At 72.2% G+C, this 19,006-nt stretch carries 19 protein-coding genes; 9 read left to right on the plus strand and 10 right to left on the minus strand.

The genetic code is table 11. The annotated features are described in order from the left end of the window. Positions 1 to 5 precede the first annotated feature (5 nt). Together D1J63_RS23090 and D1J63_RS23095 are read right to left on the minus strand one after the other, a co-directional pair. Entirely contained in the window at positions 6 to 875 is an 870-nt protein-coding gene (locus tag D1J63_RS23090; RefSeq protein WP_125631291.1) for a DUF899 family protein, read from the minus strand. A gap of 190 nt (positions 876 to 1,065) precedes the next feature. Beyond that, entirely contained in the window at positions 1,066 to 1,503 is a 438-nt protein-coding gene (locus D1J63_RS23095) for a very short patch repair endonuclease (RefSeq protein WP_241235597.1), read from the minus strand. A 374-nt stretch (positions 1,504 to 1,877) separates the two neighbouring features. On the opposite strand from D1J63_RS23095, the gene D1J63_RS23100 reads away from it, so the two are divergent. Together D1J63_RS23100 and arr are read left to right on the plus strand one after the other, a co-directional pair. Then, on the plus strand, positions 1,878 to 2,306 hold the full coding sequence (locus tag D1J63_RS23100; protein ID WP_125631293.1) for a hypothetical protein: 429 nt from the start codon (positions 1,878 to 1,880) through the stop codon (positions 2,304 to 2,306). 48 nt (positions 2,307 to 2,354) lie between these two features. After that, on the plus strand, positions 2,355 to 2,765 hold the full coding sequence (arr, locus tag D1J63_RS23105; RefSeq protein ID WP_125631295.1) for an NAD(+)--rifampin ADP-ribosyltransferase: 411 nt from the start codon (positions 2,355 to 2,357) through the stop codon (positions 2,763 to 2,765). 73 nt (positions 2,766 to 2,838) lie between these two features. Here the strand turns inward: arr and D1J63_RS23110 are convergent, their stop codons facing one another. From D1J63_RS23110 to D1J63_RS23125, 4 genes are all read right to left on the minus strand, one after another. After that, positions 2,839 to 3,978 (minus strand): NAD(P)/FAD-dependent oxidoreductase, encoded by a 1,140-nt coding sequence (locus D1J63_RS23110; RefSeq protein ID WP_125631297.1) that lies wholly within the window; start codon positions 3,976 to 3,978, stop codon positions 2,839 to 2,841. Positions 3,979 to 4,132: 154 nt separating this feature from the next. Continuing rightward, complete coding sequence (locus D1J63_RS23115) at positions 4,133 to 4,828, minus strand: TetR/AcrR family transcriptional regulator (RefSeq protein ID WP_125631299.1); 696 nt, start codon at positions 4,826 to 4,828, stop codon at positions 4,133 to 4,135. A 248-nt stretch (positions 4,829 to 5,076) separates the two neighbouring features. Continuing rightward, the gene (locus D1J63_RS23120) at positions 5,077 to 6,099 is read right to left on the minus strand and encodes an SEC-C domain-containing protein (RefSeq protein ID WP_125631301.1); all 1,023 of its coding nucleotides are present in this window, start codon (positions 6,097 to 6,099) and stop codon (positions 5,077 to 5,079) included. Positions 6,100 to 6,185: 86 nt separating this feature from the next. Further along, a complete protein-coding gene (locus D1J63_RS23125; protein ID WP_125631303.1) occupies positions 6,186 to 7,610 on the minus strand; it encodes an MFS transporter in 1,425 nt (474 codons plus the stop codon). A 177-nt stretch (positions 7,611 to 7,787) separates the two neighbouring features. Between D1J63_RS23125 and D1J63_RS23130 the strand changes: the two genes are divergently transcribed. The 6 genes from D1J63_RS23130 (at position 7,788) to D1J63_RS23155 (ending at position 14,553) form a co-directional block, all read left to right on the plus strand. Next, a complete protein-coding gene (locus tag D1J63_RS23130) occupies positions 7,788 to 8,333 on the plus strand; it encodes a helix-turn-helix domain-containing protein (protein ID WP_164712936.1) in 546 nt (181 codons plus the stop codon). Between the two features lie 36 nt (positions 8,334 to 8,369). Next, the gene (locus tag D1J63_RS23135) at positions 8,370 to 8,705 is read left to right on the plus strand and encodes a DUF6412 domain-containing protein (protein ID WP_125631307.1); all 336 of its coding nucleotides are present in this window, start codon (positions 8,370 to 8,372) and stop codon (positions 8,703 to 8,705) included. Between the two features lie 99 nt (positions 8,706 to 8,804). Next, entirely contained in the window at positions 8,805 to 9,518 is a 714-nt protein-coding gene (locus tag D1J63_RS23140) for a YidC/Oxa1 family membrane protein insertase (RefSeq protein WP_125631309.1), read from the plus strand. Between the two features lie 145 nt (positions 9,519 to 9,663). Beyond that, positions 9,664 to 10,653 (plus strand): S66 peptidase family protein, encoded by a 990-nt coding sequence (locus D1J63_RS23145; protein ID WP_125631311.1) that lies wholly within the window; start codon positions 9,664 to 9,666, stop codon positions 10,651 to 10,653. A 271-nt stretch (positions 10,654 to 10,924) separates the two neighbouring features. Then, positions 10,925 to 11,782, plus strand: coding sequence for a fumarylacetoacetate hydrolase family protein (locus D1J63_RS23150; protein ID WP_125631313.1), 858 nt, complete (start codon positions 10,925 to 10,927; stop codon positions 11,780 to 11,782). A 176-nt stretch (positions 11,783 to 11,958) separates the two neighbouring features. Continuing rightward, a complete protein-coding gene (locus D1J63_RS23155; RefSeq protein ID WP_206436782.1) occupies positions 11,959 to 14,553 on the plus strand; it encodes a choice-of-anchor A family protein in 2,595 nt (864 codons plus the stop codon). A gap of 84 nt (positions 14,554 to 14,637) precedes the next feature. Here D1J63_RS23155 and D1J63_RS23160 read toward each other — a convergent pair whose 3' ends face one another. Together D1J63_RS23160 and tnpA are read right to left on the minus strand one after the other, a co-directional pair. Then, the gene (locus D1J63_RS23160) at positions 14,638 to 15,519 is read right to left on the minus strand and encodes an LLM class F420-dependent oxidoreductase (protein WP_125631315.1); all 882 of its coding nucleotides are present in this window, start codon (positions 15,517 to 15,519) and stop codon (positions 14,638 to 14,640) included. Between the two features lie 203 nt (positions 15,520 to 15,722). Next, the gene (gene tnpA, locus D1J63_RS23165; protein WP_125631318.1) at positions 15,723 to 16,154 is read right to left on the minus strand and encodes an IS200/IS605 family transposase; all 432 of its coding nucleotides are present in this window, start codon (positions 16,152 to 16,154) and stop codon (positions 15,723 to 15,725) included. Between the two features lie 25 nt (positions 16,155 to 16,179). On the opposite strand from tnpA, the gene D1J63_RS23170 reads away from it, so the two are divergent. Next, a complete protein-coding gene (locus D1J63_RS23170) occupies positions 16,180 to 17,388 on the plus strand; it encodes an RNA-guided endonuclease TnpB family protein (protein WP_125631320.1) in 1,209 nt (402 codons plus the stop codon). A 34-nt stretch (positions 17,389 to 17,422) separates the two neighbouring features. Here the strand turns inward: D1J63_RS23170 and D1J63_RS23175 are convergent, their stop codons facing one another. Next, entirely contained in the window at positions 17,423 to 17,899 is a 477-nt protein-coding gene (locus D1J63_RS23175) for a heme-degrading domain-containing protein (RefSeq protein WP_125631322.1), read from the minus strand. Continuing rightward, positions 17,896 to 18,978 carry a Gfo/Idh/MocA family oxidoreductase gene (locus tag D1J63_RS23180; protein ID WP_125631324.1) on the minus strand — a complete coding sequence of 361 codons (1,083 nt, stop codon included), beginning with the start codon at positions 18,976 to 18,978 and terminating at the stop codon, positions 17,896 to 17,898. Before D1J63_RS23180 ends, D1J63_RS23175 begins: the two co-directional genes overlap by 4 nt. Positions 18,979 to 19,006: the final 28 nt, after the last annotated feature.

Consider the following 19,006-nt stretch of genomic DNA (forward strand, 5'->3'; position numbering starts at 1 on the left):
CGCGATCAGTGACAGTGACCGGGCTCGGCCGCCGGGCCGGCGCGGGTGCCGGTGTCGGCGCCTGTGCCGGCGCCGGGGGCGCCCAGCTCGTCGGAGCGTCCGGCGTCGAGGCGCGGCCACTGTGCCGTAGGACGTCCGCCCGGCCACTCCCGCAGCGGGGGCCAGTCGGGAGCCCCGCCCAGGGTCCGCGTGGCGTGCCCGAGGCGGGGCCAGTCCGCCGGTGAGTCCTCCCAGTCCTCCTGACGCCCGAACGCCGTGAGATCCATGAGCGCGTAGCTGTAGTCCGCCGCCTCGGCCCCGCGACGCCTGGTCCAGTACGTCTCGAAGACACGGTCGCCGTCGCGCAGGTAGCACACCAGGTGGAACAGACCGGGCTCCCGGCCGGCAAGAAGCGACCCGAGTGAGGGCTGGGCGGAGTACCACGGCATCGTCCAGCCCATGAAGGCGCGGTAGCGCAGGCTCTCCTCGTACGACGTCCGCGCGTCCCCGAAGCCGTAGGCCGTGTTCCGCCCCTGACAGAACACGGCGAACGTGATGTCGCGGGAGTGCAGGTACGCCAGCTCGCCCACGTGACTCATCACCCAGGTACAGCCTTCGCACTGCTCTGCGGCCGACCGTCCGGGCCACCACATGAAGTAGTAGGCGATCATCTGACGCCGTCCTTCGAACGCGTCGAGGAGCGTCAGGGGACCGTCCGGCCCCAGCAGCGGACTGTCCGCGGCCACCTCCACCATCGGAAGCCTGCGGCGCGCCGCGGCGATCGCGTCGCCCTCCCTGGTGTGGGCCTTCTCCCTCACCCGCAGCCCTTCCAGCTGCCGCTCGAACGTCGCGCGGTCGACGACCGGCGGTTGCGCCTCGCTCGGATTCCCGGACATCAGCGGCTCCTGGCATCGCTTCGTCGCGACCACGGCGCACTCCTCAACACCGTAGCCACCGGCCGAGACCGCCGCCCTGCGCGATCCGCCCTACCTCCATGGTCCCCGAACAAGCCGACGCCCGCCGGGTGAGCCGGCGCACCGACCGCGAATCCCCAGTCGAAGGGGCCGACTCGCCGACACCGGTGGCCTAAGGGGTGTCGACGCTTGCGTCCCTGACCGTTGTCAGCGCCTTTCCGACCCGATGGGCCACATCCACCGGTGCTTCATGCTCCCAGAACCGGAGCACCGTCCACCCCTGCTCCTGCAAGTGACCGGTCGTCTCGGCATCGCGGGACATGTTCTTGTCGAGCTTGGTGCGCCACCACTCGGCGTTCGACTTCGGCTGCGTGGCGTGCTGCGGGCAGCCGTGCCAGAAGCAGCCGTCGAGGAAGATGGCGACCTTGGCCCGGGGAAAGGCGATGTCGATCGTGCGGCGGGCCATGCCCGGCACCGGCACGTTCACGCGGTAGCGCATGCCCGACGCGTGGAGCAGTCGTCGCACCGCGATCTCCGGGGCCGTGTCGCGGGAACCCTGGCGGCTCATGCGGGCGGACACGGAGGCGGAGGAGGGGACGGGCTTGGACACGCTGCCATTGTGCCGGAGATCCTGCCATTGGGTGCACGGCGACGACTGGCTTTCCGAGGAGGAGCGCCGTCCGCCGCCTTCGTCCCTGGATGAACAGCGCAGCCGGTGACCGCCGTAGAGGCCCGAAGGGCCTCCGGTAGCGAGCGGCTGACCCGCGAGAGCTGCCGGACGATCGAGAGGGCCCGTCGCCCATTCGGGCAACCGATAACCCCGGGCTTATCCGATCATGCGAAGCCGGTCGTTGTTCGGGTCTTTGGCGCGCGGCAGTCTGTGACCGCCCGGGGCGGGCAGTGTCCCGCATGCGGAATGCGGCCCGGGTGAATTTTGGAGCGCTGCCGGAACCCATGAGGGCAATCAACGTGAGGATCACCGCAATGAAGAAGCGCACCGCGTTCGTCGGCGCCGCCAGTGCGGCCGCTCTGGCCGTACTGCCCCTGGCGGGCACCGCTTCGGCGGTCGAATACACCGTGACCACCGAGTCCGCGCCGCACAAGGGCGACCGGTGCACCTACGCCAACAGCTGTGCCGGCTCGGCATCGTTCGTCCATGACGGCGATCACCTGCTGGTCTGGGACAACGCTGCGGACGGGCATTCGGTGGTGGTGGAGTACGAGCGTTCCGACGAGAACGGCACCGACTACCTGCGCGCCTGGAACTACTACGGCAAGTACCACAGACTCGACGCCAACATGAACATCCCCGAGGACGGATGGATCAGCTACCGCGTCTGTCTGGGCGAGTACGGCAGCCGCAAGGTCCTGAAGGACACCTGCTCCGCCTTCAACTGGGAAGAGGCCGACTGATCGCCCGCACGCCGGAACGGATCGCGGTCGGATTGGTAACCTGCCGCAATGGACGAGGTGTTGGACGAGGGGCCGTTCTTCCACGGTACGAAGGCCGATCTGCGGGTCGGGGAGCACCTCACCGCCGGGTTCCCTTCGAACTACCGGCCCGAGATCCTGATGAACCACATCTATTTCACCGCGTTGCGTGACGGTGCGGGGCTCGCCGCCGAGCTTGCCGCCGGGGACGGGGAACCGCGGGTGTACGCCGTCGAGCCGACCGGGAAGTTCGAGAACGACCCGAACGTGACCGACAAGAAGTTCCCCGGCAATCCCACCCGTTCCTATCGGAGCAAGGAACCGCTCCGGGTCCTCGGTGAGGTCACCGACTGGACGCGGCAGACGCCCGAAGCCCTCCGGATGTGGCGAGAGCGGCTGGACGCGATGCGTCTGGAGGGGCGCGCCGAGATCATCAACTGACGACTCTGGGCCCTGGCCCCGGGCGGGGGGGCTTCGACGGCGCGGGTGCCTCCGTCGACGCCGTGGGAGCCGGTTACGAAGCCGACGGGCCGGCGGTGAAGAACGCCGTCGTCTTCTCCAGGCCCTGCGGGCTGAACATCGTGTCCAGGCTCTGGGCGGAGTCGGCGGCAGAAGCCTCGCTGCGCGGGAAGAGGGCTTCCTCGTAGGCGGTCAGGGCGGCCTCGGTGTCGCCGGGGTGGGCGGCGATGGCCAGAGCGAGTTCGGCGCCGTCGAACATGGCGAGGTTCGCGCCCTCGCCGGCGAAGGGCGACATCAGGTGGGCGGCGTCGCCGAGCAGGGTCACGCCCGGCACGCGGTCCCAGCGGTGGCCCACCGGCAGGGCGTGGATGCGGCGCGGGATCATGGTGTCCGCGTCGGCGATCAGGCCGCGCAGGGCCTCGTCCCAGCCCTCGAAGCGGGCGAGGACGGCCTGCTTGGCCGTCGGCAGGTCGGAGAAGTCGACCGTGTCCAGCCAGCCCTCGTCCGTCCTGAGGGCGGCGTAGACGTGGAGGCTGCCGTCGGTCTCCTGGTGGGCGAGGAGGCCGCGCTCGTCGCCGAGGCAGATGAAGAACCCTCCGCCGACGACGGCCGCGCTGCGCGGATGGCGGCTCTCGGCCTCCAGCAGGTCGGTCTCCACGAAGGAGATCCCGGTGTAGGCGGGCTTGGCGCCGGAGAGCAGGGGACGCACGCGCGACCAGGCACCGTCGGCGCCGATCAGCAGGTCGGTGGTGAGGGCCGAGCCGTCGGCGAAGGTCACCTCGTGGTGTCCGCCGTCCAGGGCGCGAACGCCGGTGACCTTCTTCCCCCAGCGGACCGTGCCGGCGGGGAGCGAGTCGAGGAGCAGGTCGCGCAGGTCGCCGCGGTCGACCTCGGGCCGGCCGCCGGTGCCGTCGTCCTCCTGCGAGACGTGAACGGTGCCGTCGCGCCCGAGCAGGCGCAAGGCCTGGCCGCCCGCGTGGACGATCTCGAGGAAGCCGTCGTGGAGGTCGGCGGCGTGCAGGGCCTTCTGGCCGTTCTCCTCGTGGATGTCGAGCATGCCGCCCTGGGTGCGGGCCTCCCGGGACGGCTCCAGCTCGAAGACGACCGCCTCGATGCCGTGGACGTGGAGGGCACGGGCGGCGGTGAGGCCGCCGAGACCTCCGCCGATGATCGCGATGGGGTGATGCGTGTTCATGGGGGCCTCCTGGGGCTGAGGGGCCGTCTTGAACGGCCTGCTTCTCCAGCGTAACGAACGTGTTCGTGACGAACAAGTTCGTCCATGGGGGCGCAGTGCCCCTTCCGCCCGCCTTCGCGCGGATCAGCCGTCCGGAGTGGTGGTCGGCGAGGATTCAGCCGGTGGTGTCCGGGACGGGGGTGTGGAGGATGCCGTTGATCACGAGGTCGAAGCCCCAGGACAGCCGGGCGTCCTGGGTGCCGGACAGCAGTGCCGGCAGGTGTGCCCTGATCGTCGGGTGCTCGGCCTCGTCCACGCCGTGCGCGGCGCGGGTGAGCGCGTCCCAGTCGTCCTGGCTCGTCGGGTCGCGTTCCTGGGTGCCGTGCTCCGCCGCGGTGGCGGTCGCGTACTGAAGGAGGTTGTCCACGCCCCAGGCGACCTGCTCCCGCGGGGCGCCGCTGCGGGAGAGCAGCAGGAGGAGACGCTCGACCAGGTCGAGGTAGTTCGCGCCGCTGGGGCGTGCGACCAGGGCGGAGCGGGCCAGCTGCGGGTGCTCGAAGAGCAGACGGGTGTAGGAGGTCAGGACCGCGACGAGGTCCTCGCGCCAGCCGGTCCCGGACCCGTCGGCGGGCAGTTCCACCTCGCCGAGGAGCGCGTCCAGGACGGCGGCGTGCAGCTCGGCGGTGTTGGCCACGTAGACGTACAGCGAGGCCGGGCCGGTGTCCAGCTCCTGGGCCAGGCGCCGCATGGTCACCTTCTCCAGCCCCTCGGACCGCATGACCCGCACCGCCGCCTCGACGATCCCCCGCCGGGTCAGGGCCGGCTTGGCGGGTCGTTCGCGTCGGCTGATCGGTACTCGCTTGCCAGTCATACGCCGATCGTAACGAACGCGTTCGTCACCTGGGGGCGCCCACCGTTGGGGCGCGTCCCCCCGTGCGTCCCCGCACCTCCCGATCACCGTGTCGCGCGGGCCCTGCTCGGTCGGCTCGGGTGACGACGCCCCGCCCGCTGTCGGCGAGGCTCTCGCGCCGGTGGACGACCGGAGGCGCCGGAACTCATCGGTCCCCGCGCCGGTTTCCTGCTGTCCGTGACACTCCCCGTACGCCCCGCGCCGGTTTCCTACCGCCCGTGGCACTCCCCGTACGCCCGCCCCGACCCGCACCAGCACGCCGCCCCGCGCTGCGGCGGCCACGCCGTCGCCAGGCCCCGGGCCGCCAGTGTCGTCGCGTACTGGGGGAGCAGCGTCGGGTCGGCCGGGGACATGCCCTCCGACGCCGCGAAGGCCTCGTAGGACGGGACCGTGCCCGGGACCACGCCCAGGTTCGGGGTGCCCGAGGAGGCCAGTTCGCGCAGGGCCGCCTCTATCGACGCCAGGTGGTCCTCGTAGGACGGGTACTCGGCGGCGAGGGGCGGGTACGCCTCGATCAGTTCCGCCAGCTCGCCGGCCGGCCAGTGGAGCATGGCCACCGGGAAGGGGCGGGACAGGGCCTCGCGGTAGGCGCCCAGCTCGGCGCGGAGGCGGGAGATCTCCGCCTCCAGGTCCGCCGGGTTGTCCGAGCCCAGGGACCAGACCCGCTTGGGGTCGTGCAGCTCGTCCAGGGAGATGGGCATCGAGTGCAGGGTGTCGGCCAGGGTGTCCCACTCGTCGTGGGCCAGGCCCAGCATGCGGCGGACGCGGTGGCGGCCGTAGAGGAGGGGGTGCGTGGCGTACGGGGGTTCCGGTACGTCGGTGAGGAGCAGGCGGGCGCCCTCCGTGAACGTCTCGTGCGCCGCCTCCAGCTCGTCGTGGGACTCCAGGGCCTCGGCCACGATCACCCAGGGGGCCGGGTCGCGCGGCGCCGCCGCACGCACGCCGTCGATGATCGCCCTGGCCTCCGCCTCGTGGTCGTACTCCCAGAGGTTCGAGGCCTTCAGGGCGCGGACCAGGGACGGGTTGTCCAGGGGCGCGGGGGCCGTTTCGGAGGGCGACAGCAGGCGGTCGTAGAGCTTGGTCGCGGCCGGGCGGTCGCCGGACAGTTCCAGGTGGGCCGCCGCGCGCAGCAGCAGGGCCTCGGCGTCCTCGGGGTAGAGGCCGGCGGTCCGTTCCAGGCGGGCCGCCTCGGCGGCGTGGTCGACGTTTTCGGCGGGCGTGTCGGGGCGCATGGGGGACACCGTACTGCCGTGAGGTGACAAGGGTCAGCCACCCGGGGGCCGCGGACCGGGCACGGGCGGGCGAGGCGCCGTGCCGCTCAGTGCCGTTCCCGCACCGCCCCCACCAGCACCGCCGCCACCGCGGCCAGCCCCGCCGACACCCACAGCGCCACGTCCGTGCCCGCCCCCGGACTCCCCGCCGACGTCGCGATCGCGATCGTCAGGGCGACCCCGGCGCACGACCCGATGTAGCGGAACGTCTGCTGGGCGCCCGAGCCCATCGCCGCCCGGGCCGCCGGTACCGATTCCACCGCGAGCAGCGGCAGCGCCGCGTTCAGCAGGCCGCTGCCGACGCCCGCCACGACCAGGCCGGGCAGCAGACGTGCCCAGGAGCCCGCGTCGACCGCGCCGAGCATGGTCAGGACGCCGATCCCGTGCAGGGCGAAACCGGCGGCCAACTGGTGGCGAGGGGAGACCCGGGGGGCGAAGCGGCGGGCCTGGAGGGCCACCGCGAAGGCGAGGCCGGCCCAGACCAGGGAGAGCAGGGCCGTGTCCATCGGGGACAGACCGAGCGCCCGCTGAAGCACCGTCGGCAGGAAGCTGAAGAGCCCGATCACCGACAGGCCGGTGAACAGCCCGCCCGCGGAGGAGGCCAGGAAGAGCGGGCGGCGCAGCAGCGACAGGTCGATCATCGGGGTGGCCGCGCGACGCTCCACGACCACGAACAGCCCGGCCAGCAGCACAGCCGCCGCCAGCAGCAGGCCCACCGGCGCCCGCAGCCACCCGTCGCGGCCCAGCGTCAGCGCCGCCACCAGCGCGATCAGCGCCGGTCCGAACGTCAGCGCCCCGGCGAGATCCGGCCGCCCGTTGCGCGGTGAACGCGACTCCGTCAGCGCCCGTGCGCCGAGACCCGCCACCACGAGCGCGGCGGCGCCGAGCACGCCGTAGGCCAGCCGCCAGTTTTGGATCGCCCCGACGAGCACCGGGCCCACCGCTATCCCGCCGCTCACGAAGGCACCCCACACGCCGGTCGCGCGCAGCCGCCCGGCCGGGGTCGGGAAGGCGTGCACGAGCAGGCCGAGACTGCTGGCGAGCAGCGCCGCGCTCGCCGCGCCCTGCGCGATGCGGGCCAGCGTGAACAGCCAGGTCGTGGAGGCCAGCGCGCCCAGGACGGTGGTGACGCCGAGGGCCAGCGTGCCGGAGACGAAGAGCCGGCGGCGCCCGTAGTCGTCGGCCAGGCTGCCGGCCACCAGGAGGAGAGCGGCCAGGCCGAGCGGGGTGCCGTTGATCAGCCAGGCCTGGGCGGACAGCGGGGTGTGCAGGGCGGCGGCCGTGTCGGGGAGCGTGACCAGCGGTGCGGTGTACGTCATCAGCGCGACGGCGGTGGCGGCGCTGGTCAGCGCGAGGGTGCGGCCGGGGTGCGGGGGCGGGGAGGCACGCCCCGCGAGGGGCGCGGGCGTCCCGGTGGCCGCGGTGGTGGGTGCCGGAGGTGTGGTGGGGGAGTCCGTGCCGGTGTCGCTCATGAGTCTGCGGTCCGCTCTCGATGGCTCGACGGAGGAGGAGGGGCTGGGGAGTGCGCCGGAGATGGGGAAGGGGCGAGGAGTATGGGTTCGGTCAATGAACTGACCCGAGGCGGACCAAGCTAACACCATCGGTTCGGTGACTGAACCTATTTGCGGAAAGTGGCTACAGTGGACGGCATGGCACTGGGCAAGGACTACGCGACGCAGGAGTGCTCGATCGCCCGCGCGCTCGAGGTCGTCGGCGAACGCTGGACGCTGCTGGTGATCCGCGACGCCCTCTACGGCGTCCGGCGGTACAACGACTTCCTGGTCCACCTCGGCATCCCGCGCGCCGTCCTGGCCAACCGCCTCCAGGCGCTCACCGCCGAGGGAATCCTGGAGAAGCGCAGGTACCAGGAGTCACCGCCCCGGGACGAGTACGTCGTCACCGAGCGCGGCATCGCCCTCTGGCCGGCCCTGCGGGCGCTCGGCATCTGGGGGCGCGAGCAGCTCGGCGGCGAGCCGATGCGCACCTTCTGGCACGCCGACTGCGGCACCGAACTCAGCCCGTACGGCGCCTGCCCCGCCTGCGGGAAGCTCGTCGCCGTCCGCGACATCGACATGCGGCCGGGGCCAGGGCTCGACCCCGACCCGGCGGACCCGGTCAGCCGGGCACTGCTCGGCACGCGGCGCCTGCTCCAGCCGATCGAGACCGAGCAGGGCCCCGAGCGGCGTCCTGTATAACTGGGGCAAACGCGCGCGCGAGAGGAGGAGCCGCCGATGCCGCCGACGCCAACCGGGAACCACCCGGCCGTCCTGCGTCCTCTGCGCCCCCTTCTCGTCCTGCTGCTGGTCCTCCTGCCCGTCGCGCTCGTCGACGTCGGCGGCCTCTCCGCCACCGTCGCCCTCGCCGCGACCACCGCGGTCGCGTCCGCGCTCGCCGCGTGCGCCGTCGTGGCCGCCCGCTGCGCGCCCGCCGTGCCGCCCACCCGGGTGCGCACCGCCATCAGGGACCGTGACCTGCGTACGGCCTTCCTGCCCCAACGCGATCCCGACGCCCCCGGCCGCCGCCGGCCCCGAGCGCCCGGACACGCCCTCCCGGCGACCACCGCGTAGGGCGAGGCTTCTCCCGTACTCCTGGCCCCGCGCCGGTCGTGTCGTCATGCCGTCCCACTCTCACCGGCACGACGAGACCCCCGGAGGGCTCACCCACCCATGTCCGTTTTCGCCAGCCTGGTCGAGCACCTCGCCGACCTGCTCCAGCCCCTGTTCGGCGCCTCGGCCGCGGCCGCCGCCATCGTCCTGTTCACCGCCCTCGTACGGCTGCTGGTCCACCCGCTCTCCCGGGCCGCCGCGCGCGGGCAGAAGGCGCGCACCGAGCTCCAGCCGCGGATCGCCGAACTGCGCCGCAAGCACGCCAAGAACCCCGAGAAGCTCCAGCGGGCGGTCCTCGAACTGCACGCCGAGGAAAGGGTGTCCCCGTTGTCGGGATGCCTGCCCAGTCTGTTCCAGCTGCCCGCGTTCTTCCTGCTCTACCACGTCTTCTCCAGCTCGGAGATCGGCGGGCGGACCAACGAACTCCTCTCCCACCAGCTCCTGGCGGCCCCGCTCGGCGGACGCTGGGCCGACGCGCTCGGCGACGGCGGGGCGGTCGGGGGCGCGGGGCTCGTGTACGTGGCGCTGTTCGCGGTCGTCGCCGGGGTCGCCACCTTCAGCTACCGGCTCACGAAGCGGACGATGGCCGCGCGTCCGGTGCTGCCCACCGGTGACGGGGAGCCCGTGCCGGGTGTCGGCGCGATCACCAAGGTTATGCCGTTCATGTCCTTCTTCACGCTCGTCACCGTGGCCGTGGTGCCGCTGGCCGCCGCGCTGTACGTCGTCACCAGCACGACGTGGAGCGCCGTCGAACGGGCGGTGCTCTACCGCTGAGCGCCGGCGGCCGGTCGGCGGCCGGTCGGCGCGGCCGGGTTCCAGGGGTTCCAGGGGTTCCAGGGGTGAACGGCCTGGTCAGGCGGAATACCGGAAGCGGGGGCCTTGTTGACCGCCGTTGTCGATCAACAAGGAGGAGACCCCTGTGCCTGCGATCCTTCGGCCCCGGGCGCTGCGTCCCGGCGACCTCGTCGTCGTCACCGCTCCCTCGGGCCAGCTCGCGCCGGGGGAGGAACCCCTGCTCGCCCGCGGTGTGGCGATCCTGGAGCGGATGGGTTTCCGTGTGCGGGTCAGCCCGATGGTCGACCCGGCGCGGAATCGCTGGTGGGCGTCGGGCACTCCCGCTGAGCAGGCCGACGAACTGAACGCTCTGCTGCGGGACCCGGAGGTGCGGGCCGTCGTCGCGCATACCGGGGGACAGACGACGATCGGCTATCTCGACCTGATCGATCTCGACGCGATCCGGGCCGACCCGAAACCGATCATCGGCTACAGCGACATCTCCTTGCTGCACATGGCGTTGCACGCCCGAACCGGCCTCGTCGGTTTCCACGCCGACATCGCCACCCACGGTTTCGGCAGCGACTGGTACACGCTGGGCGACGAGGCCCGTCGCGCCGAGCTCGTCGACCTCTACACCCGGGTGCTCACCAGGGCCGAGGCGCCGGGCGCGCTTCCGGCGCGGGCGGCCTGGGAGACCTGGCGGCCGGGCAGCGCGCAGGGGCCACTGTTCGGCGGCTTGCTCAACCGCCTGGTCCTCCTCCAGGCGACGCCGTTCGCGCCGCCCGCCGAACGGTTCGAGGGCGCCGTTTTGTTCTGGGAGGAGCTGCAGCGGCCGGTCTCGCGGATCTGGAACGACCTGCACGCCTTGCGGCTGTCCGGGGTGCTGGACCGGATCGCCGGCATGGTGGTCGGCATCCCGACCGAGGTCACGCCCCACGAGGACGGCGGGCAACGCGCGGATCTGCGGGACGTGGTACTCGACGTCCTGGGCCGGCGTGACATCCCGGTCCTCGCGCAGGTCGACTTCGGTCACACCTCGCCGAACCTGCCGCTGCCCCTCGGCGTCCGCGCCCACGTGGACGCGGACAACCGGACGCTGTCCCTGCTCGAGCCGGCGGTCGCCGAGGACTGAGTCCTCCGGTGCCGGGGCGACTGCTCATCGGTGATCGGATCCTGCGGAACCGGGCTGTCCACGCGGCGACCGTCCACGCGGCGACCGTCCGTGCGGCGACCGTCCACGCGGCCCGCCGGGGGCGTGGCTACGGTCCAGTACGTGAACGGGGTATTGCGGAGTGCACCCCCGCCTTGGAGGATCGACCAGTCCTCCGATGCTTGTCGCGTCGCTGCCGCACCCAGGTCGCGCATCGTCGGGCGGGCTGCCCGCGATCGAGGAGTTGGGGATCATGAAGCTGTTGCGAGTCGGTACGGCGGGGTCGGAGCGTCCCGCACTGCTCGACGCCGACGGGACCCTGCGAGACCTGTCGGGCGTCGTCACGGACATCGACGGCGAACTGCTCGCCGACGCCAGCGCACTCGGCCGGATCCGGTCCGCCGCCGAGGCCGGTGAGCTGCCCGCCCTGGACGCCACCGGCCTGCGCGTCGGACCGCCGGTGGGACGCATCGGCAAGATCGTGTGCATCGGGCTGAACTACCACGACCACGCCCGCGAGACCGGGGCCGAGCCGCCCGCCGAACCGGTCGTCTTCTTCAAGGCGCCGGACACGGTGGTCGGGCCGCACGACACGGTGCTCGTGCCGCGCGGGTCCACCAGGACCGACTGGGAAGTCGAGCTGGCGGTCGTGATCGGGCGTACGGCCCGCTATCTGGAGTCGGCCGAGGAAGGGCTCGCGTGCGTCGCGGGGTACGCGGTCGCGCACGACGTGTCCGAGCGGGAGTTCCAGATCGAGCGCGGCGGGACCTGGGACAAGGGCAAGAACTGCGAGACGTTCAACCCGCTGGGCCCGTGGCTGGTGACCGCCGACGAGGTGCCCGACCCGCAGCGGCTGTCGCTGCGGCTGTGGGTCAACGGCGAGCTGAAGCAGGACGGGACGACGGCGGAGCAGATCTTCCCCGTGGGGGAGGTCGTGCGGTACGTCAGCCAGTTCATGGTGCTGCGCCCCGGCGACGTCATCAACACCGGGACGCCGGCGGGCGTGGCGATGGGGCAGCCCGAGCCCAAGCCGTACCTGCGGGCGGGGGACGTAGTCGAGCTGGAGGTCGAGGGGCTGGGGCGGCAGCGGCAGGAGCTGAAGGGGGCCTGAGCGCGAGGGCGGCCGGAACCGGGAGCCCTGCCGGGCCGACCGGGCCCCGGTTCCGGTTCCGTCCCTGGCCGGCTCCGGCCGGTCGGGTGTCCGTGCCGGGGCCGTTCGTGTGACCCTCGCCCGGCGGGGGAATGTTCTCCGGCGGGCGCGAGCGGCCGACGTAGAGCCTGTGGGCCATGCACTCCATCAGACAACGCATGGCCGCCCTCCGACCCCGCCTGGGCCGGACCGGGCTGGCCTGCGCCCTCGTGGCGGGCCTCGCGCCCGCCCTGGTCGTCGGGGCCGGAGCCTCGCAGGCGCAGGCCGAACCGTTGCCGGGCGGACTCGGGCCGTGTGCCGGGAGGCAGTGCCCGGACGAGTTCCCCGAGATCAACAACGGCCCGTTCGCGGGGCGCGACAACGCCATCAACGTCTTCGCCGGTGACGACTTCCGCGTCCGGGGACGGGCCGCCGAGGCCGAGGGCCGGGTCGTCGTCCTCGACGACTTCGACATGAACAAGAGCGAGGGCGGCAGCGCGGTCTACGACATCGGCATCGCGGGCGTCGGCTCGCGCGTACCGCCGCCGGACGGGGCCGACTTCCTGACCACCGGCAACGACATCACCGTCGCCCCGGGGCAGCGGCTGCTCGCCGACGGCGGAGTCGTCCGCTACGGCGGCACGGTGACCGGGACCGTGACCGGCGACCTCGAACACGACCCGGACGCCGCCGACCCCTACCTCGGTCTGCGCGACCAGCTCACCGTGGCCAGCCAGTGCTACGCCCGGGTGGACGGCGAGCTCCGCACCGCCACGGGAACGGCCGTCAACCAGGGCTACCAGACCGTGTTCACGGGCGACGGCACGTCGGACATCCAGGTGTTCAACGTGGACTTCGACCTGGCCAGTGCCTCCGGCGGGCAGCAGGGGATCGTCTTCCGGAACATCCCCGACGACGCGACCGTCCTGGTGAACATGCTCGGCTCCGAGCGCACCATCAACACCTACAGCGGCGGTATCGTCGACGCCACCGACCCGCTCAACGCCTACCGCGAGCGTCTGCTGTGGAACTTCCCCGACGCCACCACGGCGAACTTCGTCGGCACGGGCCAGTTCCAGGGCAGCGTGCTGGTCGGGCCGCAGAACTCCATGTCCACGGTGTCGCTGCCCGGCATCAACGGGCGCTTCTTCAGCGCCGGTTCCATCACCCACACCAGCGAGCAGACGGGCGTCGAGTTCCACGCCTACCCGTTCGACGGCGACCTCCCGGACTGCGGTGACACCCCTCCCGGTCCCGGCCCGGGCCCCGTGACGGGTGAGGTGCGGGTCGAGAAGACGGACGCGGAGAGCGGCGAGGCGCTGGCCGGGGCGGAGTTCGAGCTGTGGGAGGAGACCAACGGCGTCGACGGTCTCCAGACGGCTGGGGCCAACCCGGACACGCAGGTGGGCGACGTCTGCACGACGGACACCGACGGCGTGTGCGCGCAGACCGTGCCGACCGGTACGTACTACTGGCGCGAGACGGCCGTGCCCGACGGCTACGAGCTGCCCGACCCGAACGTCTTCGGCCCGCTGGAGCTGACCGAGGACAACGCCGCGGGCGGGGTGCGAATCGAGGCGCAGAACACCCCCGAGGACGAGCCCGGTCCGGTGACGGGGCTGGTCCAGGTCGTCAAGACGGACGCGGAGAGCGGCGAGGCGCTGGCCGGGGCGGAGTTCGAGCTGTGGGAGGAGACCAACGGCGTCGACGGTCTCCAGACCGACGGGGCCGACCCGGACACGCAGGTCGGTGACGTCTGCACGACGGACACCGACGGCGAGTGCACCCGGACGGTGCCGACCGGCACGTACTACTGGCGCGAGACCGCCGCTCCCGACGGCTACGAGCTGCCCGACCCGAACGTCTTCGGCCCGCTGGAGCTGACCGGGGCCAACGCCGGGGACGGCGTCCGGGTCGAGGCGGAGAACACCGCCGGTGGCGACAACGGCCCCGACACGGGACAGGTGCGGATCAGGAAGATCGACGCCGAGTCGGGCGCCGTGCTGCCGGGAGCGGTCTTCGAGCTGTGGGAGGAGACCAACGGCGTCGAAGGCCTCCAGACCGACGGTGCCGACCCCGACACCCGAATCGGCGGCGAGTGCGTGACCGGCGCCCTGGGCCGGTGCGCGCGGACGGTGGAGGCCGGTACGTACTACTGGCGCGAGACCGCCGCTCCCGACGGCTACGAGCTGCCCGACCCCAACGTCTTCGGCCCGCTGGTGCTGACCGAGGGCAACCTCGAGGAGGGCGTGCAGATCGAGGCGGAGAACACCGCCGAGGACGAGCCCGGCCCGCCGGGACCTGACGACGAGGGCTCCATCGAGGTGGAGAAGACCGACGCCGGGAACGGCCGGCCGCTCGCCGGCGCGGAGTTCGAGCTGTGGGCGGAGACCAACGGACTGGCCGGTCTCCAGACCACTGGTGACAACGCCGACACCCTGACCGGGGACTGCACCACCGACGCTTCCGGCGGCTGCGTCTTCGAGGACCTCGACCCCGGGTCGTACTACCTGCGGGAGACCGCCGTGCCCCAGGGGTACGAGCTGCCCGCGGACCCGGTGACCGGCCCGATCAGGGTGACCGAGGCCAACGCCGAGGACGGCGTCACCGTGCGGATCGACAACGAGCGCGAGGGTGACGACGGCGGCGACGACGGCCACGGCGGCTACGGCGACGACGGCGATCACGGGGGTGACGACGGGCACGACGGCGGCTACGGCTCCGGCTCCGGCTCCGAGTACGGAACCAAGTAGCGGCGGCGCGACCCGGACGCACACCACGCCGGCCGCGGGGATCTCACCCCGCGGCCGGCGTTCGCGCGTTCGCCCGCGCCCGCGTCACGCCAGGAGCGCGGCGAGCCGGCGCCAGCCCTCCCGCGGGAGGCGGGCCGTGTCGTCCTCCACCAGCTGGAGGGCCACGTGGTCGGCGCCCGCGGCGTGGAAGGCGTCGATGCGGGCGCGGATCGTGGCCTCGTCGCCCCAGGCGAACACGGCGTCGATGAGGCGGTCACTGCCGCCGCCCGTGACGTCGTCCTCCGTGAAGCCGAGGTTCAGGAAGTTCTTCGTGTAGTTCGGCAGCTTCAGATACATGGCGAGGTAGGCGCGGGCCGTCGCACGGGCGCGGGACGGGTCGGAGTCGAGGACGACCTTGAACTCCGGGGCCAGCAGCGGGCCCTCCCCGAGCCGCTCGCGGGCCTGCGCGGTGTGCTCCGGGGTGACCAGGTACGGGATCGCGCCCGCCGCCCGGTCCCGGGACAGGTCCAGCATCTTCGGGCCGAGCGCCGCCAGCACCCGGTGCCCGGAGCGCATCCCGGCCCGGTCCAGCTCGTCCAGGTAGCCGACCATCGTCGAGTACGGGCGGCGGTACCCCTCCGCGAGCGGGGCGTGGCTCACGCCGAGGCCGAGTACGAAGCGGCCCGGGTGGGACACCTCCAGCTCGGCGAAGCCCGCCGCCGCCTCGGACGCCTTGTGCTCCCAGATGCTCTGGATGCTGGTGCCGACCACGATCCGCTCCGTCGCCCCAATCAGCGGGGCGGCGTTCCGGGCGGAACTGTTGCCGCCGAGCCACAGGGCGCCGTAGCCGAGCCGCTCCAACTCTGCGGCGGCCTCGGCGCGTTCGGCCGCGCCCTGTGGGTCCTCGGCGCGCAGTTGCCCGCTCCAGACGCCGTACCGTCCGACCGATTCCTTCAGGTCCTTGCGGGAAGCCGTCGCCTCGTTCATCGCTTGCGATCCCTCCGGTGGGCACCGTGATCATGCTGCGTGTCTGCCTGCCAACCACGGGTACCCACCGCTGATTCCCGGACCGCGCCCGTCCGGGGCCGGTCGGGCACCCGGACTATTCGCAGTGCACCGGGGTTCAGTCCGGTGGTGAAGCGAATCTGAGTGTTGCTCTGACCTCAGCTGTGTGCATGGATCCGCACTGTTCACCTCGGCCCAGGTCGGAGCGGCCGGTTCTGCTGCTCGATGTACTGCTTCACGATGCTGAGCGGTGCGCCGCCGACGGAGCCGGCGAAGTACGAGCCGGACCAGAGTCGTTGATCCCGCCAGTAGTGGCGGACGAGGTCGGGGAACTCCTGGCGCAGCCGCCGGGAAGTGACGCCCTTGAGGCTGTTGACCAGCTTGGAAACGGCGACCTTCGGTGGGAAGTTCACGAGCAGGTGAACGTGGTTGTTCTCGCCGTTGAACTCGACCAGCTCGGCCTCGAAGTCCTCGCACACGGCCCGCATGATCTCCTCGCACCGCGTCAGGTGCCGGTCGGCGAAGACCTTGTGCCGGTACTTCGTGACGAAAACCAAGTGGACATGCATGCGGAAAACACAGTGACGACCAGTACGAACGTTCTCATCGATACCCATAAGCCAATTGTGTACCGTGGTCCGCGTGCAGCTTCGGTACAGCTTCCGCCTGTACCCGAGCGCCGGTCAGCGCATGGCGTTGGCCAAGGCGTTCGGGTGCGCGCGGGTGGTCTACAACGACGCGCTCCGTGCTCGGGAGACCGCCCGCGGCGAAGGCATGCCGTTCCCGAAGACCGGGAACCTGTCGAAGCAGCTCATCACCGAGGCGAAGAACACCCCGGAACGGGCCTGGCTCGGTGAAGTCTCTGCGGTTGTTCTCCAGCAGTCCCTTCGCGACCTGGACACCGCGTACAAGAACTTCTTCGACGGGCTGAAGGGCAAGCGCCCGCGCATGGGCGCGCCCCGGTACAGGTCGCGGAAGGACACCCGGCAGGCGGTGCGGTTCACGGCGAACGCCCGCTGGTCGATCACGACCGGCGGAAAGCTGCACCTGCCGAAGATCGGCGGCCTGAAGGTGAAGTGGTCCCGAATGCTGCCCTCGACGCCGTCTACGGTGACCGTGGTCAAGGACAGCGCGGGCCGGTACTTCGCGAGCTTCGTCGTCGAGACCGGCCCGGAGGAGATCCTGCCGGAGACCACGCCCGAGCTGGGTATCGACCTCGGCCTCGGGCACTTCGCGGTCCTCTCGGACGGCACGAAGATCGACAGCCCGCGATTCCTGCGCCGGGCCGAGAAGCGTCTGAAGAAGGCGCAGCGCGTCCTCTCGCGCAAGGAGAAGGGCAGCAAGAACAGGGACAAGGCCAGGGTTCGCGTCGCACGCGCACACGCCCGTGTCGCGGACGCGCGCCGGGAGCTCCACCACCAGCTCTCCACACAGCTGATCCGCGAGAACCAAGCGGTCGCCGTGGAAGACCTGGCGGTGAAGGGACTCGCGCGTACGCGCCTGGCCAAGTCCGTCCACGACGCCGGATGGGCGGCGTTCGTGAGCATGCTGGAGTACAAGGCCGCCCGGTACGGGCGCACCCTCATCCGGATCGGCCGCTTCGAGCCCACGTCCCAGGTGTGCTCGCAGTGCGGCGTCAAGGACGGCCCCAAGCCCCTGCACGTCCGTGTGTGGACCTGCGGGGCCTGCGGGGCCGTCCTGGACCGGGACATCAACGCGGCGGTCAACGTCGCCAAGGCGGCCGGACTGGTCGTGTCAGCCTGTGGAGCGCAGGTAAGACGGGCACCCGTGCCCGCACCGCGCAGCGAAGCAGGAACCCACTCGACACCGCAGCCTTCAACGGCGCGGTAGGCGGGAATCGCCGTCCTTCAGGGCGGCGAGGATGTCAATCGCCCAGGAAACGCTCCAGTGCCTCGACCACCAGCCGGTGGTCCTCCACCTGTGGCAGTCCGGAGACCGTCACCGCGCCGACGACACCGACGCCGGCCACCGTGACCGGGAAGGAGCCGCCGTGCGCCGCGTACGTGTCGGGGTCGAGCCGCGAGGACTCCTCGAAGGTCGTGCCCTTGGCCCGGAAGCGGGAGCCGACCAGGTACGAGGCCGCTCCGTACCGCTCCACGACGCGGCGCTTGCGGGCGATCCAGGCGTCGTTGTCCGGGGCGGAGCCCGGCAGAGCGGCGTGGAAGAGCTGCTGTCCGGCACGGTGGATGTCGATGGCGACCGGGGCCTCGCGCTCCCGGGCCAGCTCGACGAGCAGGGAGCCCAGCGCCCACGCGTCGTCGTTCGTGAACCGGCGGAAGACCAGGCGGCGTTCCTGCTCCTCCAGCTCCGCGACGGTGGGGGTCGTCGGTGCGGTGCTCACAGGGCCACCACCACTCCGTCGCGGGCGGACCGGCGGGCCGCCTCCAGTACGTCCAGGGCGGCGGCCGCCTCCCGGGCGTCCACCGGGTTCGGGCCGCCCTCGCGCAGGGCCCGCGCCACCGCCGCGTAGTACGCGGGGTAGTCGCCCGCGACGGTCGCCGTCACCTGTCCACCGCCGGTCAGCGGTGACTCCCCGGCGCCGACGCGGCCCCAGAGCGACTCGGCCTCCTCGCCCCAGCCGGGACCCGGCCGCTTGCCCTCGCGCAGCGCCGCCTCCTGCGGGTCGAGGCCGTGCTTGACGTAGCCCGCCTTCGAGCCGAGCACCCGGAAGCGGGGGCCGAGCTGGGCGGCGGTGGAGGAGACGTAGAGGTGGGAGCGGACGCCGTTCGCGTGGGTGAGCGCGAGGAAGGTGTCGTCGTCCGCCTCCGCGCCCGCCCGCCGGACCACGGACTCGGCGTACACCTGCGTGACCGGGCCGAACAGGACCAGGGCCTGGTCGACGACGTGGCTGCCGAGGTCGTACAGGAGACCGCCGATCTCCGCCGGGTCGCCGGACTCGCGCCAGCCGCCCTTCGGCTTCGGCCGCCAGCGCTCGAAGCGGGACTCGAAGCGCCACACCTCGCCCAGCGCGTCCTCGGCGAGCAGGGCGCGCAGGGTGAGGAAGTCGTTGTCCCAGCGGCGGTTCTGGAAGACGGAGAGGAGCAGACCGCGCTCCTCGGCCAGCGTCGCCAGCGCGCGCGCCTCGGCGGCGGTGCCCGCGACCGGCTTGTCCACCACGACCGGCAGACCGGCCTCCAGGGCCCGGGTCGCGAGCGGTACGTGCGTCTTGTTCGGGGACGCGACGACGACCAGGTCCAGCTCGCCGGCCCGGTCGAACAGCTCGTCGGGCGTGGCGACGGTGCGCACGTCCGGGAACTCGGCGCGGGCCTGCTGCTGCCGCTCCGGGTTCGAGGTGACGACCGTGTCCAGGGCCAGGCCCTCGGTGGCGGCGATCAGCGGGGCGTGGAAGACGGAGCCCGCGAGGCCGTAGCCGACGAGGCCGACGCGCACGGGGGGAGTGCCGGGAGGGGTAGCAGTCATGCGTCCTACTTTCGCAACGGTGTTGCCA

Source organism: Streptomyces sp. KPB2, from assembly GCF_003950055.1.
Taxonomy (GTDB): Bacteria; Actinomycetota; Actinomycetes; order Streptomycetales; family Streptomycetaceae; genus Streptomyces; species Streptomyces salinarius.

Excerpts from the sequence above, each read along its gene's own strand:
- D1J63_RS23090 (WP_125631291.1), bottom strand. The coding sequence starts at position 875 with ATGTCCGGGAATCCGAGCGAGGCGCAACCGCCGGTCGTCGACCGCGCG.
- D1J63_RS23100 (WP_125631293.1), top strand. The coding sequence starts at position 1,878 with ATGAAGAAGCGCACCGCGTTCGTCGGCGCCGCCAGTGCGGCCGCTCTG.
- arr (WP_125631295.1), top strand. The coding sequence starts at position 2,355 with ATGGACGAGGTGTTGGACGAGGGGCCGTTCTTCCACGGTACGAAGGCC.
- D1J63_RS23110 (WP_125631297.1), bottom strand. The coding sequence starts at position 3,978 with ATGAACACGCATCACCCCATCGCGATCATCGGCGGAGGTCTCGGCGGC.
- D1J63_RS23115 (WP_125631299.1), bottom strand. The coding sequence starts at position 4,828 with ATGACTGGCAAGCGAGTACCGATCAGCCGACGCGAACGACCCGCCAAG.
- D1J63_RS23120 (WP_125631301.1), bottom strand. The coding sequence starts at position 6,099 with ATGCGCCCCGACACGCCCGCCGAAAACGTCGACCACGCCGCCGAGGCG.
- D1J63_RS23125 (WP_125631303.1), bottom strand. The coding sequence starts at position 7,610 with ATGAGCGACACCGGCACGGACTCCCCCACCACACCTCCGGCACCCACC.
- D1J63_RS23130 (WP_164712936.1), top strand. The coding sequence starts at position 7,788 with ATGGCACTGGGCAAGGACTACGCGACGCAGGAGTGCTCGATCGCCCGC.
- D1J63_RS23135 (WP_125631307.1), top strand. The coding sequence starts at position 8,370 with ATGCCGCCGACGCCAACCGGGAACCACCCGGCCGTCCTGCGTCCTCTG.
- D1J63_RS23140 (WP_125631309.1), top strand. The coding sequence starts at position 8,805 with ATGTCCGTTTTCGCCAGCCTGGTCGAGCACCTCGCCGACCTGCTCCAG.
- D1J63_RS23150 (WP_125631313.1), top strand. The coding sequence starts at position 10,925 with ATGAAGCTGTTGCGAGTCGGTACGGCGGGGTCGGAGCGTCCCGCACTG.
- D1J63_RS23155 (WP_206436782.1), top strand. The coding sequence starts at position 11,959 with ATGCACTCCATCAGACAACGCATGGCCGCCCTCCGACCCCGCCTGGGC.
- D1J63_RS23160 (WP_125631315.1), bottom strand. The coding sequence starts at position 15,519 with ATGAACGAGGCGACGGCTTCCCGCAAGGACCTGAAGGAATCGGTCGGA.
- tnpA (WP_125631318.1), bottom strand. The coding sequence starts at position 16,154 with ATGGGTATCGATGAGAACGTTCGTACTGGTCGTCACTGTGTTTTCCGC.
- D1J63_RS23180 (WP_125631324.1), bottom strand. The coding sequence starts at position 18,978 with ATGACTGCTACCCCTCCCGGCACTCCCCCCGTGCGCGTCGGCCTCGTC.